Source organism: Streptosporangium sp. NPDC000095 (assembly GCF_042899335.1).
Classification (GTDB): domain Bacteria; phylum Actinomycetota; class Actinomycetes; order Streptosporangiales; family Streptosporangiaceae; genus Streptosporangium.
Map to the genome: position 1 here is coordinate 226833 of NZ_JBIAZS010000013.1, position 18392 is coordinate 245224.

General features: G+C 71.0%; 16 protein-coding genes. 10 read left to right on the top strand and 6 right to left on the bottom strand.

The annotated features are described in order from the left end of the window. Positions 1-2: 2 nt before the first annotated feature. Positions 3-3698, top strand: a complete 3696-nt coding sequence (gene smc / locus ACFY3V_RS27440) for a chromosome segregation protein SMC (protein WP_389777453.1) — start codon at positions 3-5, stop codon at positions 3696-3698. Between the two features lie 201 nt (positions 3699-3899). Here smc and ACFY3V_RS27445 read toward each other — a convergent pair whose 3' ends face one another. Continuing rightward, positions 3900-5267, bottom strand: a complete 1368-nt coding sequence (locus ACFY3V_RS27445; RefSeq protein WP_389777456.1) for a carotenoid oxygenase family protein — start codon at positions 5265-5267, stop codon at positions 3900-3902. A gap of 216 nt (positions 5268-5483) precedes the next feature. On the opposite strand from ACFY3V_RS27445, the gene ACFY3V_RS27450 reads away from it, so the two are divergent. The 5 genes from ACFY3V_RS27450 (at position 5484) to ftsY (ending at position 9063) form a co-directional block, all read left to right on the top strand. Further along, on the top strand, positions 5484-6443 hold the full coding sequence (locus ACFY3V_RS27450; RefSeq protein WP_350949342.1) for a GntR family transcriptional regulator: 960 nt from the start codon (positions 5484-5486) through the stop codon (positions 6441-6443). A 121-nt stretch (positions 6444-6564) separates the two neighbouring features. After that, positions 6565-6999, top strand: a complete 435-nt coding sequence (locus tag ACFY3V_RS27455) for an SRPBCC domain-containing protein (RefSeq protein ID WP_389777461.1) — start codon at positions 6565-6567, stop codon at positions 6997-6999. Further along, the gene (locus tag ACFY3V_RS27460) at positions 6986-7348 is read left to right on the top strand and encodes an ArsR/SmtB family transcription factor (RefSeq protein ID WP_389777464.1); all 363 of its coding nucleotides are present in this window, start codon (positions 6986-6988) and stop codon (positions 7346-7348) included. The genes ACFY3V_RS27455 and ACFY3V_RS27460 overlap by 14 nt, the downstream gene beginning before the upstream one ends. Further along, positions 7345-7734 (top strand): VOC family protein, encoded by a 390-nt coding sequence (locus ACFY3V_RS27465; protein WP_362899520.1) that lies wholly within the window; start codon positions 7345-7347, stop codon positions 7732-7734. Before ACFY3V_RS27460 ends, ACFY3V_RS27465 begins: the two co-directional genes overlap by 4 nt. A 141-nt stretch (positions 7735-7875) precedes the next feature. After that, entirely contained in the window at positions 7876-9063 is a 1188-nt protein-coding gene (gene ftsY / locus ACFY3V_RS27470) for a signal recognition particle-docking protein FtsY (protein WP_362899522.1), read from the top strand. A gap of 132 nt (positions 9064-9195) precedes the next feature. Here the strand turns inward: ftsY and ACFY3V_RS27475 are convergent, their stop codons facing one another. The 3 genes from ACFY3V_RS27475 to ACFY3V_RS27485 are packed head-to-tail and all read right to left on the bottom strand — an operon-like array spanning position 9196 to position 12115. Then, positions 9196-9993, bottom strand: coding sequence for an ABC transporter ATP-binding protein (locus ACFY3V_RS27475; protein WP_350949337.1), 798 nt, complete (start codon positions 9991-9993; stop codon positions 9196-9198). Further along, a complete protein-coding gene (locus ACFY3V_RS27480) occupies positions 9990-11066 on the bottom strand; it encodes a FecCD family ABC transporter permease (RefSeq protein WP_389777470.1) in 1077 nt (358 codons plus the stop codon). Before ACFY3V_RS27480 ends, ACFY3V_RS27475 begins: the two co-directional genes overlap by 4 nt. Beyond that, complete coding sequence (locus ACFY3V_RS27485) at positions 11063-12115, bottom strand: FecCD family ABC transporter permease (RefSeq protein ID WP_389777473.1); 1053 nt, start codon at positions 12113-12115, stop codon at positions 11063-11065. The genes ACFY3V_RS27480 and ACFY3V_RS27485 overlap by 4 nt, the downstream gene beginning before the upstream one ends. 100 nt (positions 12116-12215) lie before the next feature. On the opposite strand from ACFY3V_RS27485, the gene ACFY3V_RS27490 reads away from it, so the two are divergent. Further along, positions 12216-13235, top strand: a complete 1020-nt coding sequence (locus ACFY3V_RS27490; RefSeq protein WP_389777476.1) for an ABC transporter substrate-binding protein — start codon at positions 12216-12218, stop codon at positions 13233-13235. Between the two features lie 504 nt (positions 13236-13739). Continuing rightward, the gene (locus tag ACFY3V_RS27495; RefSeq protein ID WP_350949333.1) at positions 13740-14336 is read left to right on the top strand and encodes a sigma-70 family RNA polymerase sigma factor; all 597 of its coding nucleotides are present in this window, start codon (positions 13740-13742) and stop codon (positions 14334-14336) included. 173 nt (positions 14337-14509) lie between these two features. Here ACFY3V_RS27495 and ACFY3V_RS27500 read toward each other — a convergent pair whose 3' ends face one another. Further along, positions 14510-15448 (bottom strand): anti-sigma factor RsbA family regulatory protein, encoded by a 939-nt coding sequence (locus ACFY3V_RS27500; RefSeq protein ID WP_389777480.1) that lies wholly within the window; start codon positions 15446-15448, stop codon positions 14510-14512. A gap of 59 nt (positions 15449-15507) precedes the next feature. Beyond that, positions 15508-16344, bottom strand: a complete 837-nt coding sequence (locus ACFY3V_RS27505) for a DMT family transporter (protein WP_362899532.1) — start codon at positions 16342-16344, stop codon at positions 15508-15510. An 85-nt stretch (positions 16345-16429) separates the two neighbouring features. Here ACFY3V_RS27505 and ACFY3V_RS27510 point away from each other — a divergent pair, with 85 nt between their 5' ends. Further along, the gene (locus tag ACFY3V_RS27510) at positions 16430-17008 is read left to right on the top strand and encodes an XRE family transcriptional regulator (RefSeq protein WP_362899534.1); all 579 of its coding nucleotides are present in this window, start codon (positions 16430-16432) and stop codon (positions 17006-17008) included. A 291-nt stretch (positions 17009-17299) separates the two neighbouring features. Next, positions 17300-18316, top strand: coding sequence for a polysaccharide deacetylase family protein (locus ACFY3V_RS27515; protein WP_389777485.1), 1017 nt, complete (start codon positions 17300-17302; stop codon positions 18314-18316). The last annotated feature ends 76 nt before the right edge of the window (positions 18317-18392 follow it).

Sequence of the window (18392 nt, forward strand, 5' to 3'; positions counted from 1 at the left end):
CGTTGTATCTCAAGACCCTCACCCTGCGCGGGTTCAAGTCCTTCGCCTCGGCCACCACGCTCCGGTTCGAGCCGGGCATCACCGCCGTCGTGGGGCCCAACGGATCCGGCAAGTCCAACGTGGTCGACGCCCTGGCCTGGGTCATGGGCGAGCACAGCGCCAAGTCGCTGCGCGGCGGCAAGATGGAGGACGTCATCTTCGCCGGCACCTCCTCGCGAGCGCCGCTGGGACGCGCCGAGGTCACGCTGACCATCGACAACACCGACGGCATGCTCCCGATCGACTACACCGAGGTGACGATCAGCCGCCTGATGTTCCGGGCGGGCCAGAGCGAGTACGCGATCAACGGTGACACCTGTCGCCTGCTCGACATCCAGGAGTTGCTGTCGGACTCCGGCATCGGCCGCGAGATGCACGTCATCGTCGGGCAGGGCCAGCTCGACCAGGTGTTGCACGCGGGGCCCGAGGAGCGCAGGGCGTTCATCGAGGAGGCCGCGGGTGTCCTGAAGCACCGCAAGCGCAAGGAGAAGGCGCTGCGGAAGCTCGACGCGATGCAGGCCAACATGACCCGCGTCCAGGACCTCACCACCGAGCTGCGCCGCCAGCTCAAACCGCTGGGCCGCCAGGCCGAGATCGCCCGTAAGGCCGCCGTCATCCAGGCCGACCTGCGTGACGCCAGGCTCCGGCTGCTCGCCGACGACGTACTCACCCTGCGGACCACCCTGGAACGGGAGATGGCCGACGAGGAGGCCGTCCGCACCCGCCGCGCCGAGGTGGAGACCGAGCTGGAGCAGGGCCAGGTCGCCGAGTCGGAGCTGGAGTCCGCCGAGGCCGAGGCTCAGCCGCGCCTCGCCGCGGCCCAGGAGACGTTCTTCCGGCTCTCCTCCCTGCGCGAGCGCCTCAGGGGCCTGGCGGGGCTCGCCGCCGAGAGGCACCGGCACGCCACCGAGACCGCCGTGGAGCGGCGCGGGCGCGACCCCGAGGACTTCGAGCGCGAGGCCGAGGAGGTCCGCGAACAGGAGCGGGTCCTGGCCGAGTTGCTCGAAGGAGAGCGGGAGTCGCTCGCCGAGGCGGTGGCCAGGCGCGCCGAGACCGAGGCCGCGCTCGCCGCCGAGGAGCGGAGACTCGCCGCCGAGGCGAGGGCCGCCGCCGACCGGCGCGAGGGCCTGGCCAGGCTGCGGGGGCAGGTCGGGGCCGCGCGCAGCCGGGCGGGGGCCGCGGAGGAGGAGATCGGCAGGCTGAGAAACTCGCTGCGGGAGGCCGAGCAGCGCGCCGAGGAGGCCCAGGCCGAACACGAGGGCCAGGAGCGCGCCGAGCCGTCCGCCGACCCCGCTCTCGCCGAGGAGCTGGAGATCGCCCTGGAGACGGTCGAGCAGGCGAGGGAGTCCGTCGAGTCGGCCAGGGCCGGCGTCGAGGAGGCGAAGGCGGCCGTCGCGGGCCCCAACTCCGCGCTCGGCGCCGCCAGGGCCGCCCTCACCGCCGCACGCGAGGCCGACCAGCGGGCACAGCGCGAGGTGGCGGCCCTCGGGGCGAGGTTCGAGGCGCTGGAGATGGGCCTGGCCGGTGGTGCCGACGGTGGTGCCGCGTTGCTCGCCGCCGACCTGGCCGGGGTGCTCGGCCCGGTGGCGACCATGCTGTCCGTGCGCCCGGGCGCGGAGGTGGCCGTCGCCGCGGTGCTCGGGGCCGCGGCCGAGGCCGTCGCCGTCGACTCACTGCGCAGCGCCGCCGACGCCATCGAGTTCCTCAGGGGCCACGAAGGAGGCCACGCCACCCTCGTCATCGCCTCCGGCGGGGTGGGGGAGGCCCCGTCGGGCTCGCCGGGGCCGGTGCCGGTGACCGGAGCCGAGTGGGCGATCGACCTGGTCACGGTCTCCTCCGAGCTGCGGGCCGCCGCCGCCCACCTGCTCGCGGGCGTTCTGGTCGTGGACGACCTCGCGACCGCGAGCAAGGCGGTCGAGCAGGGTCCCGAGCTGCGGGCCGTCACCCGCGCCGGTGATCTCCTGGGATCCCACATCGCCCGCGGCGGCTCCGGGGGCGGTACCTCCGCGCTCCAGATGCGGGCCGCCCTCGACGAGGCCGCCGCGGACCTCGCCCGGGCCAGGGTCGCCGCCGAGCTGGCGGGAACGGAGCTGGAGGAGACCGCGGAGGCCGAGGCGGAGGCGCAGCTCGCGGTCGAGGCCGCACAGGCGCGGGTTGCCGAAGCGCAGACGGGCGTGCAGAACGCGCAGGCGGGGGTGAACGCGGCGCAGGCCGCGCTGGACCGGGTGAGGGCGAGGCAGCGCGAGGCGGACCAGAAGGTCGCCGCGGTGGCGAGGCGGCTCGCCCAGCTGGGCGCCGCCGCCAAGGCGGCCCGCGACGAGTGCGAACGCCTGGCCGGGGGCGTACGGGCCGCCGAGGAGGCGCGCGACCGCGACGCGGCGGGTCTCGCGGAGCTGGAGGAGCGGCTCGCCGCGGCCGACGGTGCCGAGGAGCTGGAGACCGAGCCCAGCACCGACCTCCGCGACGAGCTCGCCGAGATCTGCGCGACGGCGAGGCAGGACGAGATGGAGGTCCGCCTCGCGGTGCGGACGGCGGAGGAGCGGGTCAGGGGCATCGAGGGCAGGGCCGAGGAGCTGACGCGCGCCGCCGAGCGTGAGCGCGAGGAGCGCTCCAGGGCGGCCGAGCGCCGCGAGTGGCGGCGCAGGCAGGCAGGGACGGCCCAGGCGGTCGTCCGGGGCGCCGAGCTGGCGCTGCGTGCGCTGGAGACCTCGCTGGAGGCCGCCGCGGGCGAGCGCGACGAGGCGGAGCTCGCGCGCGGGCAGATCGACGCCTCGCTCAAGGCTGTGCGGATCCGGGTCAGGGAGCTTTCCGGCGAGCTGGACAAACTGGTCAACCGGGCGCACGGCAGCGAGGTGGCCCGCACCGAGCAGCGGCTCCGCCTGGAGCAGCTGGAGGGGCGGGCGGTGGAGGAGTACGGCGTCGAGGCCGACACCCTCATCGCCGAGTACGGCCCCGGCGAGCCGGTTCCGACGGCCGACGGCGACCCCGTTCCCTACGACCGCGACGAGCAGCTCAAGCGAGCCAGGGCGGCCGACCGCCAGATGTCCCAGCTCGGCAAGGTCAACCCGCTCGCGCTTGAGGAGTTCGCGGCGCTCGAGGAGCGGCACTCGTTCCTCACCTCGCAGCTGGAGGATCTCAAGAAGACCCGCCGCGACCTGTTGCTCGTGGTCAAGGAGGTCGACGACCGGGTCGAGCAGGTCTTCGGCGCCGCCTTCGCGGACGTGGCCCGTGAGTTCGAGACGATCTTCACGCGGGTGTTCCCCGGCGGTGAGGGCAGGCTGCTGCTCACCGATCCGGAGAACATGCTCACCACCGGCGTCGAGGTCGAGGCGAGGCCGCCGGGCAAGAAGGTGAAGCGGCTGTCGCTGCTGTCGGGCGGCGAGCGGTCGCTGACGGCGGTGGCGTTCCTCGTGTCCATCTTCAAGGCGCGTCCCTCGCCGTTCTACGTGATGGACGAGGTCGAGGCCGCGCTGGACGACACCAACACCCAGCGCCTGCTCACCCTCTTCGAGGAGCTCAGGCAGACCTCGCAGATCATCATCATCACCCACCAGAAGCGCACCATGGAGATCGCCGACGCGCTGTACGGGGTGTCGATGCGCGGGGACGGCGTCACCCAGGTCATCAGCCAGCGCCTGAGGGAACACGAGTCCGTCTGAGAGTGCGGTTCGCGAGCCTGTGCCCGTGATGCCGCAGTGTGATCGTATGGATTTGTAGCGTTATCGACGGTTGGCGGATCCAGTCGTGCCGTTCGGCGGCGGGCGGCCCACGACGCTCCCCGGCGGGCCGGCTTGGGCTTGCCAGCATGGTTCGCGTACTCCGGCTCAGCGCGAACTCACCGAGGCGTTCGCCGCTCGGTTTCAGGCGTCGGGGATCCAGTTTCCGTGGAAGCCGAGCGGGACGCGCACGGGCAGGTGGATGCGGGCCACGGGCGGTCCCGTGAAGTCCTGGGCCGACAGGATCACCAGGTCGGAGGCGCCTCGCTCGGGATCGGCGACATAGGCCATCAGGTAGCCGTCGTCCTCCTCGCCGCGACCGGACGGGTTGGCGACGAACGCCGCTTCCCCGACGGCGGCGTCGCGTGCGAAACCGTGCACCTCCGTCGTGCCACGCCGCAGGTCGTGCTTGACGAGTGCGTTGGTGAACGCCTCGTCGGGGTGCGGGCCGTCAGGTGTGAACGGCACGCCGTAGATCGGGCTCACCGCGGAGTAGCCGTAGCGGTGCGGGCGCGAGGCGAACGCGTCGTTCACACGGGGGAAGTCCTGAGCCCGGTCGTCGATGCGGCGCTGGTCCACCCTGCCGCTTGCCGGATCGATGGTCCAGCGGTCGAGCGTGGGCGAGATCGCGCCCGGATCGGCGACGTCGACCGGCCCTTCGGATCTGATCAGGTCGACCGTGATCGTGGAGCCGTCGTCGTAGGCGTTGAGTATGTGGCTGACATAGAAGGACTCGACCGGCAGCCAGCGGATGTCACCGCCCGTCCTGGGGAGCACGCCGACGCGCGCCTGGTGCTCGGGATCCCATCGGAACAGCATCGCTGTCATGCTGAACGTCAGCGGGATGTCGAACACGATGACGTAGTTCTCCGACAGCGCGAAGTCGTGCAGGAACGGGGTCTCACCGGACAGTGGAATGTCCGTCACACGGGTGACCGTGCCGGCGGGGTCGGTGACGATGTACTGCGCGAACGGCCGTCCGATCGCATAGGCCAGGGAGTGCAGGTCACCGGTGCGCGGATCCACCTTGGAGTGCGCGTTGGCGCTGGAGCCCTCGGGCGTGGCGGCCATCGGGCACGCCCCGATCGTGTCCAGCTCGTAGCCGAGCTCGTGAGGGAGCCCGCCGGCCTCGACGAGGGCGAGTGTGCGGCCGGCGTGGCCGATCACGTGGACGTTCGGGGACGGAGGCAGGAACGCGGGAGGCTCCTCCCCGCGCTGCAGCCTGTCCAGGGCGTCGGCGATCTCCGCCGAGCGGACCCAGCGGTTGCGGTACCACTCGGCGCGGCCGTCCCGGATGCGGACGCCGTGCACCATGCCGGCGCCGAAGGCGTAGAAGTGGGTGGCGGGATCTTCCACGCCCAGCGGGTTGGGCCCTATCCGGAGGTAGCGGCCTTCCAGGTCTGCGGGCAGACGGCCGGTCACGGGCAGGTCGTAGACGGTGACCTCCTCCTTGACAGGGGCGAAGTGGCCTTCGAAGTAGCGGTTGCGCCGGTCTTTGGTGGCGTCCTGCATGGTTCTTTCCTCCCGTTGGTACGGCGTACGACCGGGACGGTACCCTGCGTATAGGCGGGCATCAGCGGTTCAATGGGTGGCGATCGATCCTGTACTAGGACACAATTCATCGCCCTCACCGCCTCCACCAGGCAGGTGACGGCGTTCTTCGCGGGGGATGACCGCATTTTCTGTACTAGGACAGCAGCCGCTTCCGGCGTGAGGAGACGATCGATCGTGAACCGGCCCGGCGCTGCGCCGCCGTACCTGCGGATCGTCAGTGAGATCAAGCGGCGCGTCGAGGCCGGCGAGCTGCGTGCAGGCGACCGCGTTCCCTCCACCAGGCAGGTTGCCGAGCAGTGGGGGGTGGCCCCCGCGACTGCCGCCAAGGCGCTGAACACGCTGCGGCAGGAGGGAGTGGTGGTGGCCATCTCCCGCGTCGGCACCGTCGTGGCGGAGCCCGCGCCCGGCTCGTTTCCGCCCTCCCGCGTGCCGGGCGCCCCGCAACGGAAGGAAAGGCGACGGCCCGCCTCTGCGACCGTCCACGACGACAGGCGGGAGCGGATGGTCCGTACGGCGATCGCCATCGCGGATGCCCAGGGGTTCGACGCGGTGTCCATCCGCAGCGTCGCGACCGCGCTCGGCATCCCCACCATGTCGCTGTACGGGTACGTGCGCGGCAAGGAGGAGTTGGCCGCTCTCATGGTCGACACCGCGTTCGGCGAGCTGGAGCTTCCGGCGACACCTCCGGCGGGCTGGCGAGCGCGACTGGAACTCGCGGCCCGCCTGCAGTGGCGACTCTACCTACGGCATCCCTGGCTGCCCCGGCTCGTCTCGCTCACCCACCCGCAGCCCATGCCCAACATGCTCAGATACGGGGACTGGGGGATGGGCGTCGTGCGCGAACTGGGGATCGAGCCGGATGCCGGCAGGCTCGTGTGGTGGGCGGTGTCCAACTACGTCCGGGGGACGGCCACGAACCTGGAGCCGCAGGCCGAATCGGAGCGGCATACGGGCCTGTCCACCGGGGAGTGGTATTCGGCCTACCTGCCGAGGTTCCGTGCCGGCCTGCCCTCCGGCGCCCTCCCCGCGCACGTGGCGCCCGCGACCTTCGACCTGACCGGGTTCTTCGAGAGCGGCCTGCGAATCCTGTTGGACGGGGTCGCCGTGCTGATCGGCCGGCAGCGCCTGTCGTAGGAACGCGCTCCGCGCGGCCCCGGCGTTGAACCGCCCCTTGAGGGCGGAGGTAGCTTGCGGGCAACGATCGCAACCTGTAGGTTGCCATTTAATGGCAACCTACAGATTGCGAAGGAGGGGTATGGTTCCGGACGAGATCGAACGTGTGGTGATACTGCGACACCCCGTCGAGCGGGTGTGGGCCGCGCTGACCACCGCGGAAGGGCTCTCACGATGGTTCGGCTCGGCGGCGGAGATAGATCTGCGGCCCGGCGGGCGAGCGTTCTTCCGTTGGGACGACCTCGACCAGGAATCCGTCGCCACGATCGCCGTGGTCGACCCACCGCACCGTTTCGCCTTCAGGTGGGCCATCGAGGGCCTGCCGGGGCACGGCACACCTCGGACACTCGTGGACTTCACCCTGGAGCCGGTACCGGACGGCACTCGGCTACGCCTTGTGGAGAGCGGGTTCACCCAGGCCGCCGACGATGTGGCCCGATCCGCTCACAAGGCCAACAGCCAAGGATGGGACTCGGAGCTCGTCGACCTGGAGACCTACCTCGATGCGGCCGCCTGACGCGGAACGGCAGGCCGTCGCGGTGTTCGCGGCACTCACCGATCCGACGCGGCGGGCGCTGCTGGAGGAGCTCGCCCGGGCGGGTCCCGCGACCGTCACCGATCTGGCGCGGCGGTTGCCGGTCAGCCGCCAGGCGATCGCCAAGCATCTCGGCCAGCTCGCCGAAGCGGGCCTGATCAGCTCCGGCGAACCGACCGGCCGTCGCCATCCCTACCGGCTGGAACCAGCCGCCATTCACACGGCCCAGGTGTGGCTGGCCAGGCTCGCCCACAGGTGGGATGACCGGCTGGTCGCGCTGGAACGCGCACTGGACACCACCGCCACGAACCAAGGAGTCCCGCAAGAATGAGCAAGCCCGAATTCACAGCCGGCCTGAACATCGCCATGAAGATCCCCAAGGCGCAGTACGAGGTCACGGTGGCTTTCTACCGCGACACTCTGGGCTTCGACGTCAAAGAGGACGACGTCCCCTACGCTCCGACCGTCTCGAGAACCCATTCGGTGCGGTTCGGTGCCAACACGCTGTGGCTCGACTGCGTCGACAACTACAGTCGGCCCGACCTGTGGCTGCAACTCCACACCGACGACCTGGACGCGGCGACGAGAAAGCTGGCCGGCATCGGCATCCACCCGTGTGACGAGGTGGAGCCCCTGGAGAACCTCGACTCCAGAACCCACTGGATCAAGAACCCGGCCGGTGTCGTGCATCTGCTCGCGGAGTCCGGCCGATCCTGACGCCCCGCTGAGGCCGGCACGCCCCCGACAGGCGAAGCCCGGCTCCCGGCCTCCCGAGTCGCTCAAGCTTCGATGCCTCGACCACGTCCACGAGCACCGGGGTGTCGGAGCATCCCGGGGCGTCTGGAAAACTGTGGTCTTGTGGAAGCCTATCTCGGCATAATCGCGATCATCGTCGTCATCGCCCTGCTGGCGGCCGGCGGCATGCTCCTGCTGTTCAGGTCAGGGGGTAAGACCGCGCCGCCGCCGGTCCGGCCGCCGGAGGCGCCGTCGATCCCCGAGGAGACGAAGGCCCCCGGCCGGGGCTCGGTCGTGGACGACGACACGGCGACGACCACCGTGCCGCCGCCCGCCAGGCCGGTCGAGCCGGAGGTCACCGTCGTCGCGCCGGTGATCGAGATTCCTCCGCCGTCGGCGGGACGGATGGCACGGCTCCGCGCCCGGCTGGCCAGGTCGCAGAGCACGCTGGGCAAGGGGCTCCTCGAGCTGCTCTCCCGCGACCGTCTCGACGACGACACCTGGGACGAGATCGAGGAGACCCTGATCACCGCCGACGTCGGCGTGGCGCCGACCCGGGCGATGGTCGACGAGTTGCGCACCCGGGTGAAGGTGCTGGGAAGCCGGACGCCGCAGGAGGCGCGGGCTCTGCTCAGGGAGCAGCTGCTCGTCCAGATCGGCGTCGACATGGACCGCACGCTGCACGTCACGCCGCACGGCGAGCGTCCCGCGGTGGTCCTCGTGGTCGGTGTGAACGGCACCGGCAAGACCACCACCACCGGCAAGCTGGCGCGCGTCCTCATCGGCGACGGAGGCAAGGTCGTGCTGGGCGCCGCCGACACCTTCCGCGCCGCCGCCGCCGACCAGCTGCAGACCTGGGGGAACCGTGTCGGAGCCGCGGTCGTACGCGGGCCCGAGGGCGGCGACCCCGCCTCCGTGGCCTTCGACGCCGTCGCCGAGGGCATCGCGGAGAAGGCCGACGTGGTGATCGTCGACACCGCGGGGCGGCTGCACACCAAGACCGGTCTGATGGACGAGCTCGGCAAGGTCAAGCGCGTCATCGAGAAGAAGGCCACGGTCGACGAGGTCCTGCTCGTCCTCGACGCCACCACGGGTCAGAACGGCATGCGTCAGGCGCAGGTGTTCGCCGAGGTCGTCAACATCACCGGCATCGCCCTGACCAAGCTCGACGGCACCGCCAAGGGCGGCATCATCATCTCCGTCCAGCGCGAGCTGGGGGTCCCGGTCAAGCTGGTCGGCCTCGGTGAGGGACCCGACGACCTGGCCCCGTTCGACCCCGAGGTCTTCGTGGACACGCTCCTCGGAGAGTGAGTCCCACTGCCGCGGGCCGTAGCCTCGCGAGGCCCCGAGCCGCCACGGGCCGGGGGTACTCCCCGGTGTCGCCCGGACGGCGCGTGGCGTCCGGGCCGTTTTCCCAGAGCCGTTCCCGGACGGAGGACCGGGTCAGCGCGGGGGGTGCTGCGGCAGGGTGCCGATGGGGACGACGAGCGGGGTGCCGGTCACCGGGTCCTCGATGACCTTGGCGTCCAGCTCGAAGACCTCCGCCAGCAGGGTCTCGGTGAGCACCTCGGCCGGAGGGCCCGCGGCGACGACCCTGCCGTCCCGCATCGCGACCAGGCGGTCGGCGTAGCGGGCGGCGAGGTTCAGGTCGTGCAGGACCATCACCACGGTGCGGCCCAGCTCTCCGTGGAGCCTGCGTACCAGCTCCAGCACCTCGATCTGGTGGGCCAGGTCGAGGAAGGTCGTCGGCTCGTCGAGCAGCAGCAGGTCGGTGCCCTGGGCGAGGGCCATGGAGATCCACGCCCGCTGCCGCTGCCCGCCGGACAGCTCGTCCAGCGGCCGCTCGCCCAGATCGAGCAGTCCGGTCATGGCGAGGGCCTCGCCGACCGCGGACTCGTCGTCGGAGGACCACTGGCGGTACCAGGTCTGGTGCGGGTGCCGTCCCCTCGCGACCAGGTCGGCGACGGTCAGTCCCTCGGGAGCCGAGGGGGCCTGCGGCAGCACGCCCAGGATCCTCGCGACCTCCCTGGAGGGCATCTTGTCGATGCGCTTGCCGTCGAGCAGCACCTCGCCGCCCGACGGCCTGAGCAGCCGTCCCATGGCGCGCAGCAGCGTGGACTTGCCGCATCCGTTCGGCCCGATGATCGTGGTCACCGTCCCGGCCTCGATCCCGAGGTCGAGACCGTCGACGACGACGCGGTCCCCGTACCCCAGCCTGACGTCGACGGCTTGCAGTCTCACTGGCGGGCCTTTCTGCGCACACGGACGAGGAGATAGATCAGGTAGGGGGCGCCGAGGACCGCGGTGACCACGCCCACCGGCAGTTCGACGGGGGTGAACGCGGTCCTGGCGACCAGGTCGGCGCCGGTGGTGAGGACCGCGCCCATCAGGGCGGAGACGACGAGCGGGGGCTGTGCCACTCCGGCCAGGCGCAGTGCGATCTGCGGGGCGGCGAGGGCGACGAACGCGATCGGCCCGGCCGAGGCGGTCGCCGTCGCCGCGAGCAGCACGGCCGCGAGGATCATCACCCCCCTCGCGAGGTTCATCCGTACGCCCAGGCCGGTCACGGTGTCGTCACCGAAGCGCAGCGCGCCGAGCGAGCGGGTGCCGAGCAGTGTCGCCGGGACGAGGAGGGCGAGCGCGAGCGCGACCGGCACCACGTGCTCCCATCCCCGGCCGTGCAGTGAGCCGCTGATCCAGACCATGGCCCGGCTGCTGTCGTTGACGTCGCCGACGGTGAGCAGCCAGTACTTGAGGTTGGTGCAGATCGCCGAGACCCCGATGCCGATCAGGACGAGCCGGTAGCCGTCCAGGCCGTCGCGCCAGGCCAGCGCGTAGACCGCCAGCGCTCCGGCCAGCCCGCCCAGCAGGGCGACGAGGGGGATGCCCACCTCGGCGAGGGCGCCGCTGGTGCCGCCCCAGGTGTTTCCCGCCGCCACGATGACCGCGACCACGGTCACGCTCGCGCCGGTGGTGACGCCCAGGATGTCGGGGCTGGCCAGCGGGTTGCGGGCGACGGCCTGGGTGATCGCCCCGGCGAGGGCGAGCGCGGCGCCGACGAGGGCGCCGGTGAGCGCGCGGGGGAGCCTGAGCTCCATGATCACGAAATGGTCCGGGCCGTCGGCGGTGATCGCGTGAAGGACGTCGAGAACGCTCATCGGGATGTCGCCGAGCCGCATGCTGAGCGCCATGAACAGCGCCGTCATCGCCAGCAGGACGAGCGCCGCGACGACGGAGCGCGGTCGGAGCGGCCAGGAGGCGGGTCCGACGCGCAGGGCGCGCCTTCTCAGGGAGGGGGCGGTGGAGACGGTCACAGCCGCACCGGCTTCCTGCGTCGTACCAGGACGATGAAGAACGGCGCCCCGGCGAGGGCGAGGACCACGCCCACCTCCAGCTCACCGGGGAAGGCCACCACGCGGCCGATCACGTCGGCGAGGAGCAGGGCGGCGGCGCCCGCCAGGCCCGAGTACGGCAGCAGCCAGCGGTGGTCGGGGCCGGAGAGCGGCCGGGTGAGGTGCGGCACGATCAGGCCGATGAAGGCGAGCGAGCCGCAGGCCGCCACGGAGGCGCCGCTGAGCAGGGTGATGGCGGCGATGCCGACGGCACGGGTGAGGGTGATGTTCTGCCCGAGCGCACGGGCGACGTCCTCGCCCAGGGAGAGGGCGTTGAGGCCGGGCGCGTTGAACAGGGCGAGGAGCAGGCCGGCGGCGACGAACGGGAGCACCTGCCAGGCCACGTCGGCCCCCCTGGCCGCTATGGAGCCCGCCTGCCAGAAGCGGAAGACGTCCATGGCCTGCTCGTCCAGGAGGACGAGCGCCGAGGTGAGCCCGTACAGGAACGCGCTGACCGCGGTGCCCGCGAGGGCGAGGGTCACCGGGGTGGGGCCGCCTCTGCCGCCGGCCATGCCGAGGGCGAAGACCGCCGCGCTGGCGACGAGGGCTCCGGCGAGACCGAACCAGATGTAGCCGTACGGGCTGGTGACGCCCAGCACGATGATGCTGAGGACCATCGCGAACGCGGCGCCCTGGGTGACGCCGAGCAGCCCGGGATCGGCGAGCGGGTTGCGGGTGTGGCCCTGCATGAGGGCGCCCGCGACACCGAGGGCGATCCCGGCCATGACGCCGATGGCGGTCCTGGGGATCCGCAGCGACCGCACGACGATGTCGTTCTCGGTGCCGGTGGGGCCGGTGAGCGCGTGCCAGACGTCGGCGGGAGGCACCGGTTTGGCGCCGACGGCGAGGCTCAGCACGACCGCGGCCGTGAGGACGGCGAACGATACGGCGAGGACGAGCAGGCGTCGCCGACGGGTTTTCCTCGGCCCCGCGAGGGGGGCGGGCCTTGCGACAGCGACCGCGTTGATCACCTGACCTCCCCTTTCTTGCCCGAGCCGGTACGAGTATGCCAGTTTAGGTATGGCTAAGCTAAATAAGGCTGACCTTAATTTGACGAAGGAAACGATGAAGATGAGAGCGTTGCGCGTCCTGGCCCTCGGAGTGGCGGGAGTGGTGCTGTCCGGTGGTCTCGCCGCCTGTGGTTCGACCACCTCGGGGAGTGCGGGGGAGACCTCGGGAGCCGCGGGCGCGTCCGCGGCTCCCGAGGCGAGCGACGCGGCGGCCTACCCCCGGACGGTGAAACACGTCATGGGGGAGACCGAGATCCCGGCCCGGCCCAAGCGGGTCGTCGCCCTCGACCAGAGCTTCGTCGACGCGGTGCTGACCCTGGAGACCGACGTCGTGGGGTTCACCAGCTACCGGGGCATCGATGACAAGCTGCCCGGCTATCTCGCCCCGGTCCTCGGTCACGCCAAGGAGGCCACGTCGGTCGGGACCCTGGAGCAGCCGAGCCTGGAGCGGATCGTCGCGCTCAAGCCCGACCTGATCATCTCCGCCAAGGTCCGCCACGAGGCGCTGTACGACAAGCTGGCACAGATCGCGCCGACGGTCTTCAGCGAGACCACGGGGGCGATCTGGCAGGAGAACCTCAAGCTCGTGGGCGAGGCCCTGGGCAAGGAGGATCTCGCCGAGCGCAGGCTCACCGAGTATCGGGACCGCGCCGCCAAGATCGGCGAGTCCATCAAGGCCAAGGACGGCGAGTTGCCCACCGTCTCCGTCGTCCGCTTCGCGGGCGAGCCGACCGTCCGCCTGTACGTGGAGAACTCCTACTCGGGACTGGTGCTGAAGGACGTCGGCTTCCCGCGCCCCGAGGACCAGCCGACCGTGACCGACACCATCATGGTTCCGATCAGCCAGGAGAACATCTCCCAGCTCGACGCCGAGCACATCTTCGTCGCGGCCTACCAGGACCCGGCGGTGAAGCCGGTGAAGGAGAAGTTCGAGGCCAACCCGCTCTGGGGCAGGCTCAAGGGCGTCAAGCACGACGTCAGCGACGCCACCTGGATGAGCGCCGTCGGCATCCAGGGAGCGCACTCCATCCTCGACGACCTGGCGACGTTCTTCGAGGTCGACCCGGCGAGGGCCGTCTGACCTCCCGCCCGGCGCCGTGACCGGTGGCGGGCCCGCGAGCCGAGACGGGGGCGTTCGGGTGAACCTGGGGGCGTGTCGATCCGTCTCTTAGAGGGAGATTAAGTCCCCAATGCGCGGGAAGCGGGGAGGCGTGGAGATGGGTGTCGGAGTTTCTCGGGGTGCGGGCCTCGCCCCGCCGGTCGGCCTCGGCCGTCCGGCGGGGGTGGCTTCCCGGGTCGTGGCGATCGACGTTTCCCCCCACCCGAAATGGGCTGCTACCTGGGGTTATGTGATGATAGACACATCTCCTACCGAATCGGGAGAACGATGTTACGATACTGAGACTTGTCCGGCTGTAGAGCGTGTCGCACCCGCCATCGGCACAGCCAAAGATCAATCCCCTGACCACGTAGAGCTTTTAACGGCCTCCTTACGAGGTGCCTGCGAGCATCGGATACGCCGTCAGAAGGGGTGCGTCACCACTTTGCCGGACGGTAATTGGGGGGAAAGCGCGAGGGGGGTCCAATGATCACGATGACGGAAGAGCAGCGCCAGGACTGGTTCGAACGCGATGTCGTGCCGGTCACCAGTCAGCTCTACGCATCCGCGATGCGTCTGACCCGTAACACCGCCGACGCCGAGGACCTGGTTCAGGAGACCGTCACCAAGGCGTTCACCTCCTACCACCAGTTCCGCGAGGGCACCAACCTCAAGGCGTGGCTGCACCGCATCCTGACCAACAACTTCATCAACGACTACCGCAAGAAGCAGCGCTCGCCCAAGCTCTCTGCCACCGAGGAGATCGAGGACTGGCAGCTCGCCGCCGCCGAGTCCCACATGTCCAGCGGTCTCAAGTCCGCCGAGACCGAGGCGCTGGAGCAGCTGCCCGACAGCGCGGTCATGAACGCCCTGCGCTCCCTGCCCGAGGACTTCCGGGTGGCCGTTTACCTGGCCGACGTGGAGGGCTTCGCCTACAAGGAGATCGCCGAGCGGATGGGCACCCCCATCGGCACGGTCATGTCCCGCCTCCACCGGGGCCGGCGCCAGCTTCGCACGATGCTCGAGGACTACGCCCGCGAGGAGGCCGGTCTCCGGGTGTCCGAGGAGGTCCAGGCCGCCTGACGGCCTCTCCGCTCCCGGTCCTTCCCGCCTTTCGACGTCACGTACGGCCCGCATCCCACGAGGGCGGGCCGTACGTGTGTCCGGGGATGGGCCGTCGTCGCGCGTCCGAGGGGCCGGTGAGTCCCTGTGTTCCCGTGCGTCCCGCCTGTCCGGGTCTGTCGGCGAAGAAGCGGTCAATCCAGCGTGATGTGGAGTCTCACCCTCAGCTCCCCGCCCACGCCGCGCACCTGCACCAGGTCGCAGAGCTGGCGGCTGATCCAGAGCCCGTAGCCGCGTGGTGACCCCGGCTCGGGCGGGAGGTAGCCGGGCAGCGGGACGTCCAGGTCACCGCCGCCGGAGTCGGCGATCTCGCACACGATCTCCCCGCCGGCCGTCCAGATGGACGCTCGGCCGTGTCCCGCCCCGTGCTCCACGCTGTTGGCCGCCATCTCCGAGACGCTCAGCACGAGTGAGGAGATCAGATCGCGTCCCAGACCGGCCCGGCTCGCGTGGTCGGTGACGAGCGCGCGCAGCCGTCCCAGCTCGTCCAGGGTGAAGTGGGTGACCACCGCGGACGGCGGCGCGTCGGGGAGGGGGAGGTCGTCTCCCGGCAGGGTGAACCGCTCCGGGGGGACATAGCGATCACTTCTTCGCAGGCCCGCGCCGGTCAGCTCCGTGGGGTGGGTGCGGAGGACATGATCGAGCGCCCGCGTCTCGTCGTACAGGCACCACATGCTGACCGGGACCCCGGCGAACGCGGCGTTGAGCACCGACTCGTAGCGGATCCACTCACGAACCTGCCGCTCGGTCCAGCCCGACCACACCGGCTCCCCGATGACCAGCGGCCGCTCTCGCTGCCGGACGTAGTCGTGGAAGGCGGCGAGGGTCCGCGTCGGGTGGGTGTACCACTCCTCGGCGGGGCGGCGGTCGATGAGGCGGGTGTCGGCACCGAAGGCGTCACCGACCAGGTCGAGTGCGCGCTCGCCCGTGACGACCAGGACCCGCCGGCCCTCGCGGAGGGCGCCGGCGATCAGGGGCTGGAGGAGTCCAAGAAGGCCGGAGTCGGAACCGTACGCGACAGCCGTGTGCGCGAACGGCCCGCCGGAGTCGAGGAACGCCCGCTCGGGCTGCACGGGGATGACCGTAACAAGCGCCCGGCTTCAACACAACAGAGTCAGTTCGCGACATCGTGTCAACCGGACGCGATCAGCGCGACCGCGGCGAGGGTGAATCCGATCCCCACCGCCTGGACCGTGTTGAGCCGCTCTCCCAGGAAACGGCGGGCGAGCACCAGGGTGCTCGCGGGGTAGAGCGAGACCAGGACGGCGACGAGGCTGAGCATCCCGCGCTGCTGGGCGAGCACGAAGAGCACGTTGGCGACCATGTCGAGCGCTCCGGCCGCGATGATGACGGGCAGCGTGCCGGGGCCGGGACGCGAGAGGCGGCCGACGGCGAGGGCCGACAGGGCGATGAAGGTGATCGAGATCAGGCGGGCCCCGAAGAGCGGCCACATGCCGCTGTCCGCCGGAGCCTGGGCGATGATGATGAAGAACCCGCCGAAACCCGCGCCCGCGGCGAGCGAGGCGAGGATCGGGCCGTATCCTCCGCTTGTCTCCCCGCCCGACGAGCCGCGGCTCACCAGCAGGACCGCGAGCAGCGCGAGGACCACCCCGGCCAGCGCGACCGGCTCGGGGCGCTCCCCGACGGCGAGCCCGAACAGCACGGGCAGCGCCGCGGAGAACGTCGCGGTGATCGGCGCCACGACCGACATCACGCCGCCCGCCAGCGCCCGGTAGAACAGCACGACCCCCGCCGTGCCGCAGAGGCCGGAGGCCGCGCCCCAGGCGAGGGCCGCGGGCGTGGGGCGCTCGGGCAGGAACGGCAGCAGCGCGGCGATCAGGGCGAGCCCGGCGATCTGGGAGAGGAGCACTACCGCGAGTACCCGTGATCTGCGGGTGGCCAACCCGCCGAGGAAGTCGGCGGCGCCGTACACCACCGCGCAGGTCGTCGCCAGCACCACAGCCGTCACAGGCCACCTCGGTTCAATGGAGTGTACTGAAAGTACAATATATGTAGTGCAATAGAGTGCAAATCGGGTTCACTACACTGAACTCATGGATCCAGAGACGATCACCGCCGCGGTCGCCAACAACGTGCGGGCACAGCGGGCGCACCGGCAGATGACCCTCGACGAGCTCGCCGCGCGCTCGGGAGTGAGCCGGGGCATGCTCGTCCAGGTCGAGCAGGGCAGAACCAACCCGAGCATCAGCACGCTCACCCGCATCGCCGACGCGCTCGGGGTGACGGTCGCGCGAATGGTGGAGGTCTCCGACACCCCCGTGGTCCGGGTGGTCAGCGGCGCCGACGTCGTCACCTTCCCGCACGGCGTCTCCAGCACCGCGCGCCTGCTGGTCGGCACCGACGCGCCCGCCATCCTGGAGCTGTGGGACTGGCGGCTCGCCCCCGGCGACCACCACGACGGCGACGCCCACCCCCCGGGCACGCGCGAGATGCTGACCGTCCTCGAAGGGCGGCTCACCCTCTCGGTGTACGGCAAGAGCCACATCGCGGAGACGGGCGACGCGGTCGTGTTCAGCGCCGACCGCCCGCACCGGTACGCCAACGAGGAGGACACCCCCCTGCGGTTCATGATGGTGGTGACCGAACCCCGCGAGACGCCCGACCGCTCCTGAGTCGTCGAGCGGACCGGCCCGCCCGGCGGCCGGCCAGGCCCGACCCTGCTGAGACTCCGGACGACCGATCCACGCCCCGGGCGGCGTTTCCGAGGCCCGGCGGGCGCGTGCCGCGCCATGTCATGGCCGCCCGCATATGCGTGGTCCGCCTGTCTTGGGCACTTTGAAGCTCTAACCGGTCCCATCGGATGAGACGGCCACCAGATGCGTATCTCTCCGGATGTGGCGTGAAGTGGCGCGTCGGTACGGGTAACCGGCGGTCGATGCCTCATCCTGGTGGAATACCCGGTCATGATCTTGCGGGGGGACCCCGCCGGGCTGCTCGCCGTCCCCGCGATGCTTTCGGGGGGAAGCATGCGGGTATGGCGGGTGTGGATCGTGCCGGTGGCGTCGCTGCTCGCGCTCTGGGGATGCACCTCCCCGGTCACCATGGTGGGTTCGGTGGAACGGGCGACCGTGACCTCTCCCGCCCCCACGGGACCCGCGGGGCCGGAGAAACCCGCCACCGTCCCCGGGCTCGGACCCGGCGCGGCACGGCGGCACTGGGCGTGGGAGGACCTCCCCGTCTCTCCCCGGGCGCGCCGCATCGACTGCGAGCGAAGCAGGTGCGTGGCGCTCACCTTCGACGACGGGCCGGGGACCTACACCGAGTCCCTGCTCGACATCCTCGCCAGGCACCGGGCCAAGGCGACCTTCTTCGTCGTCGGACGCATGGCCCTGGGAGACGGCGAGAAAACCCTGCGCAGGATGGTGGCCGAGGGACACGAGCTGGGCAACCACACCTGGGACCACCCGCAACTGCCCCTGCTGTCACAGGCCGGGATCAGGGAGGAACTGGGGCGTACCCAGTGGCTCGTCAAGCAGGCGACCGGGGTCGCGATGATCCTCATGCGCCCGCCGTACGGGTTGACCGACACCCGGGTCGCCACCGAGAGCCGCTATCTGGGGCTCGCCCAGATCATGTGGGACGTCGACACGCTCGACTGGCGTGACCACGACCCCGCGGTCATCGCCCGGCGCGCGGCCCAGGCCGAGCCGGGTTCCATCGTGCTGATGCACGACATCCACCTCTCCACGATCCAGGCCGTCCCCCGGATGCTGGACGAACTCGCCGCCAAGGGCTACAGGTTCGTGACGCTGTCCGAGTTGTACGGCGGACGCCCCAGGCCGGGGAGGAAGTACTACACGGGCCGGGACGACCGCACCGCCGACGAGGAGGCCGGTGAGGAAAGGGGCGGAAGGCTCCTGGGGGAGTCCGGCGAAGAAAGGGGGGAAAGGCGCGGGAGAGTCCCGCGAAGGGAGGGATGACGCGCCGGGGAGGAAACTCGGTGGAAGGCCCGGCGGAAGAGGCGTGAACCTTTCGCACCCGTTTCCCGACTGTCCA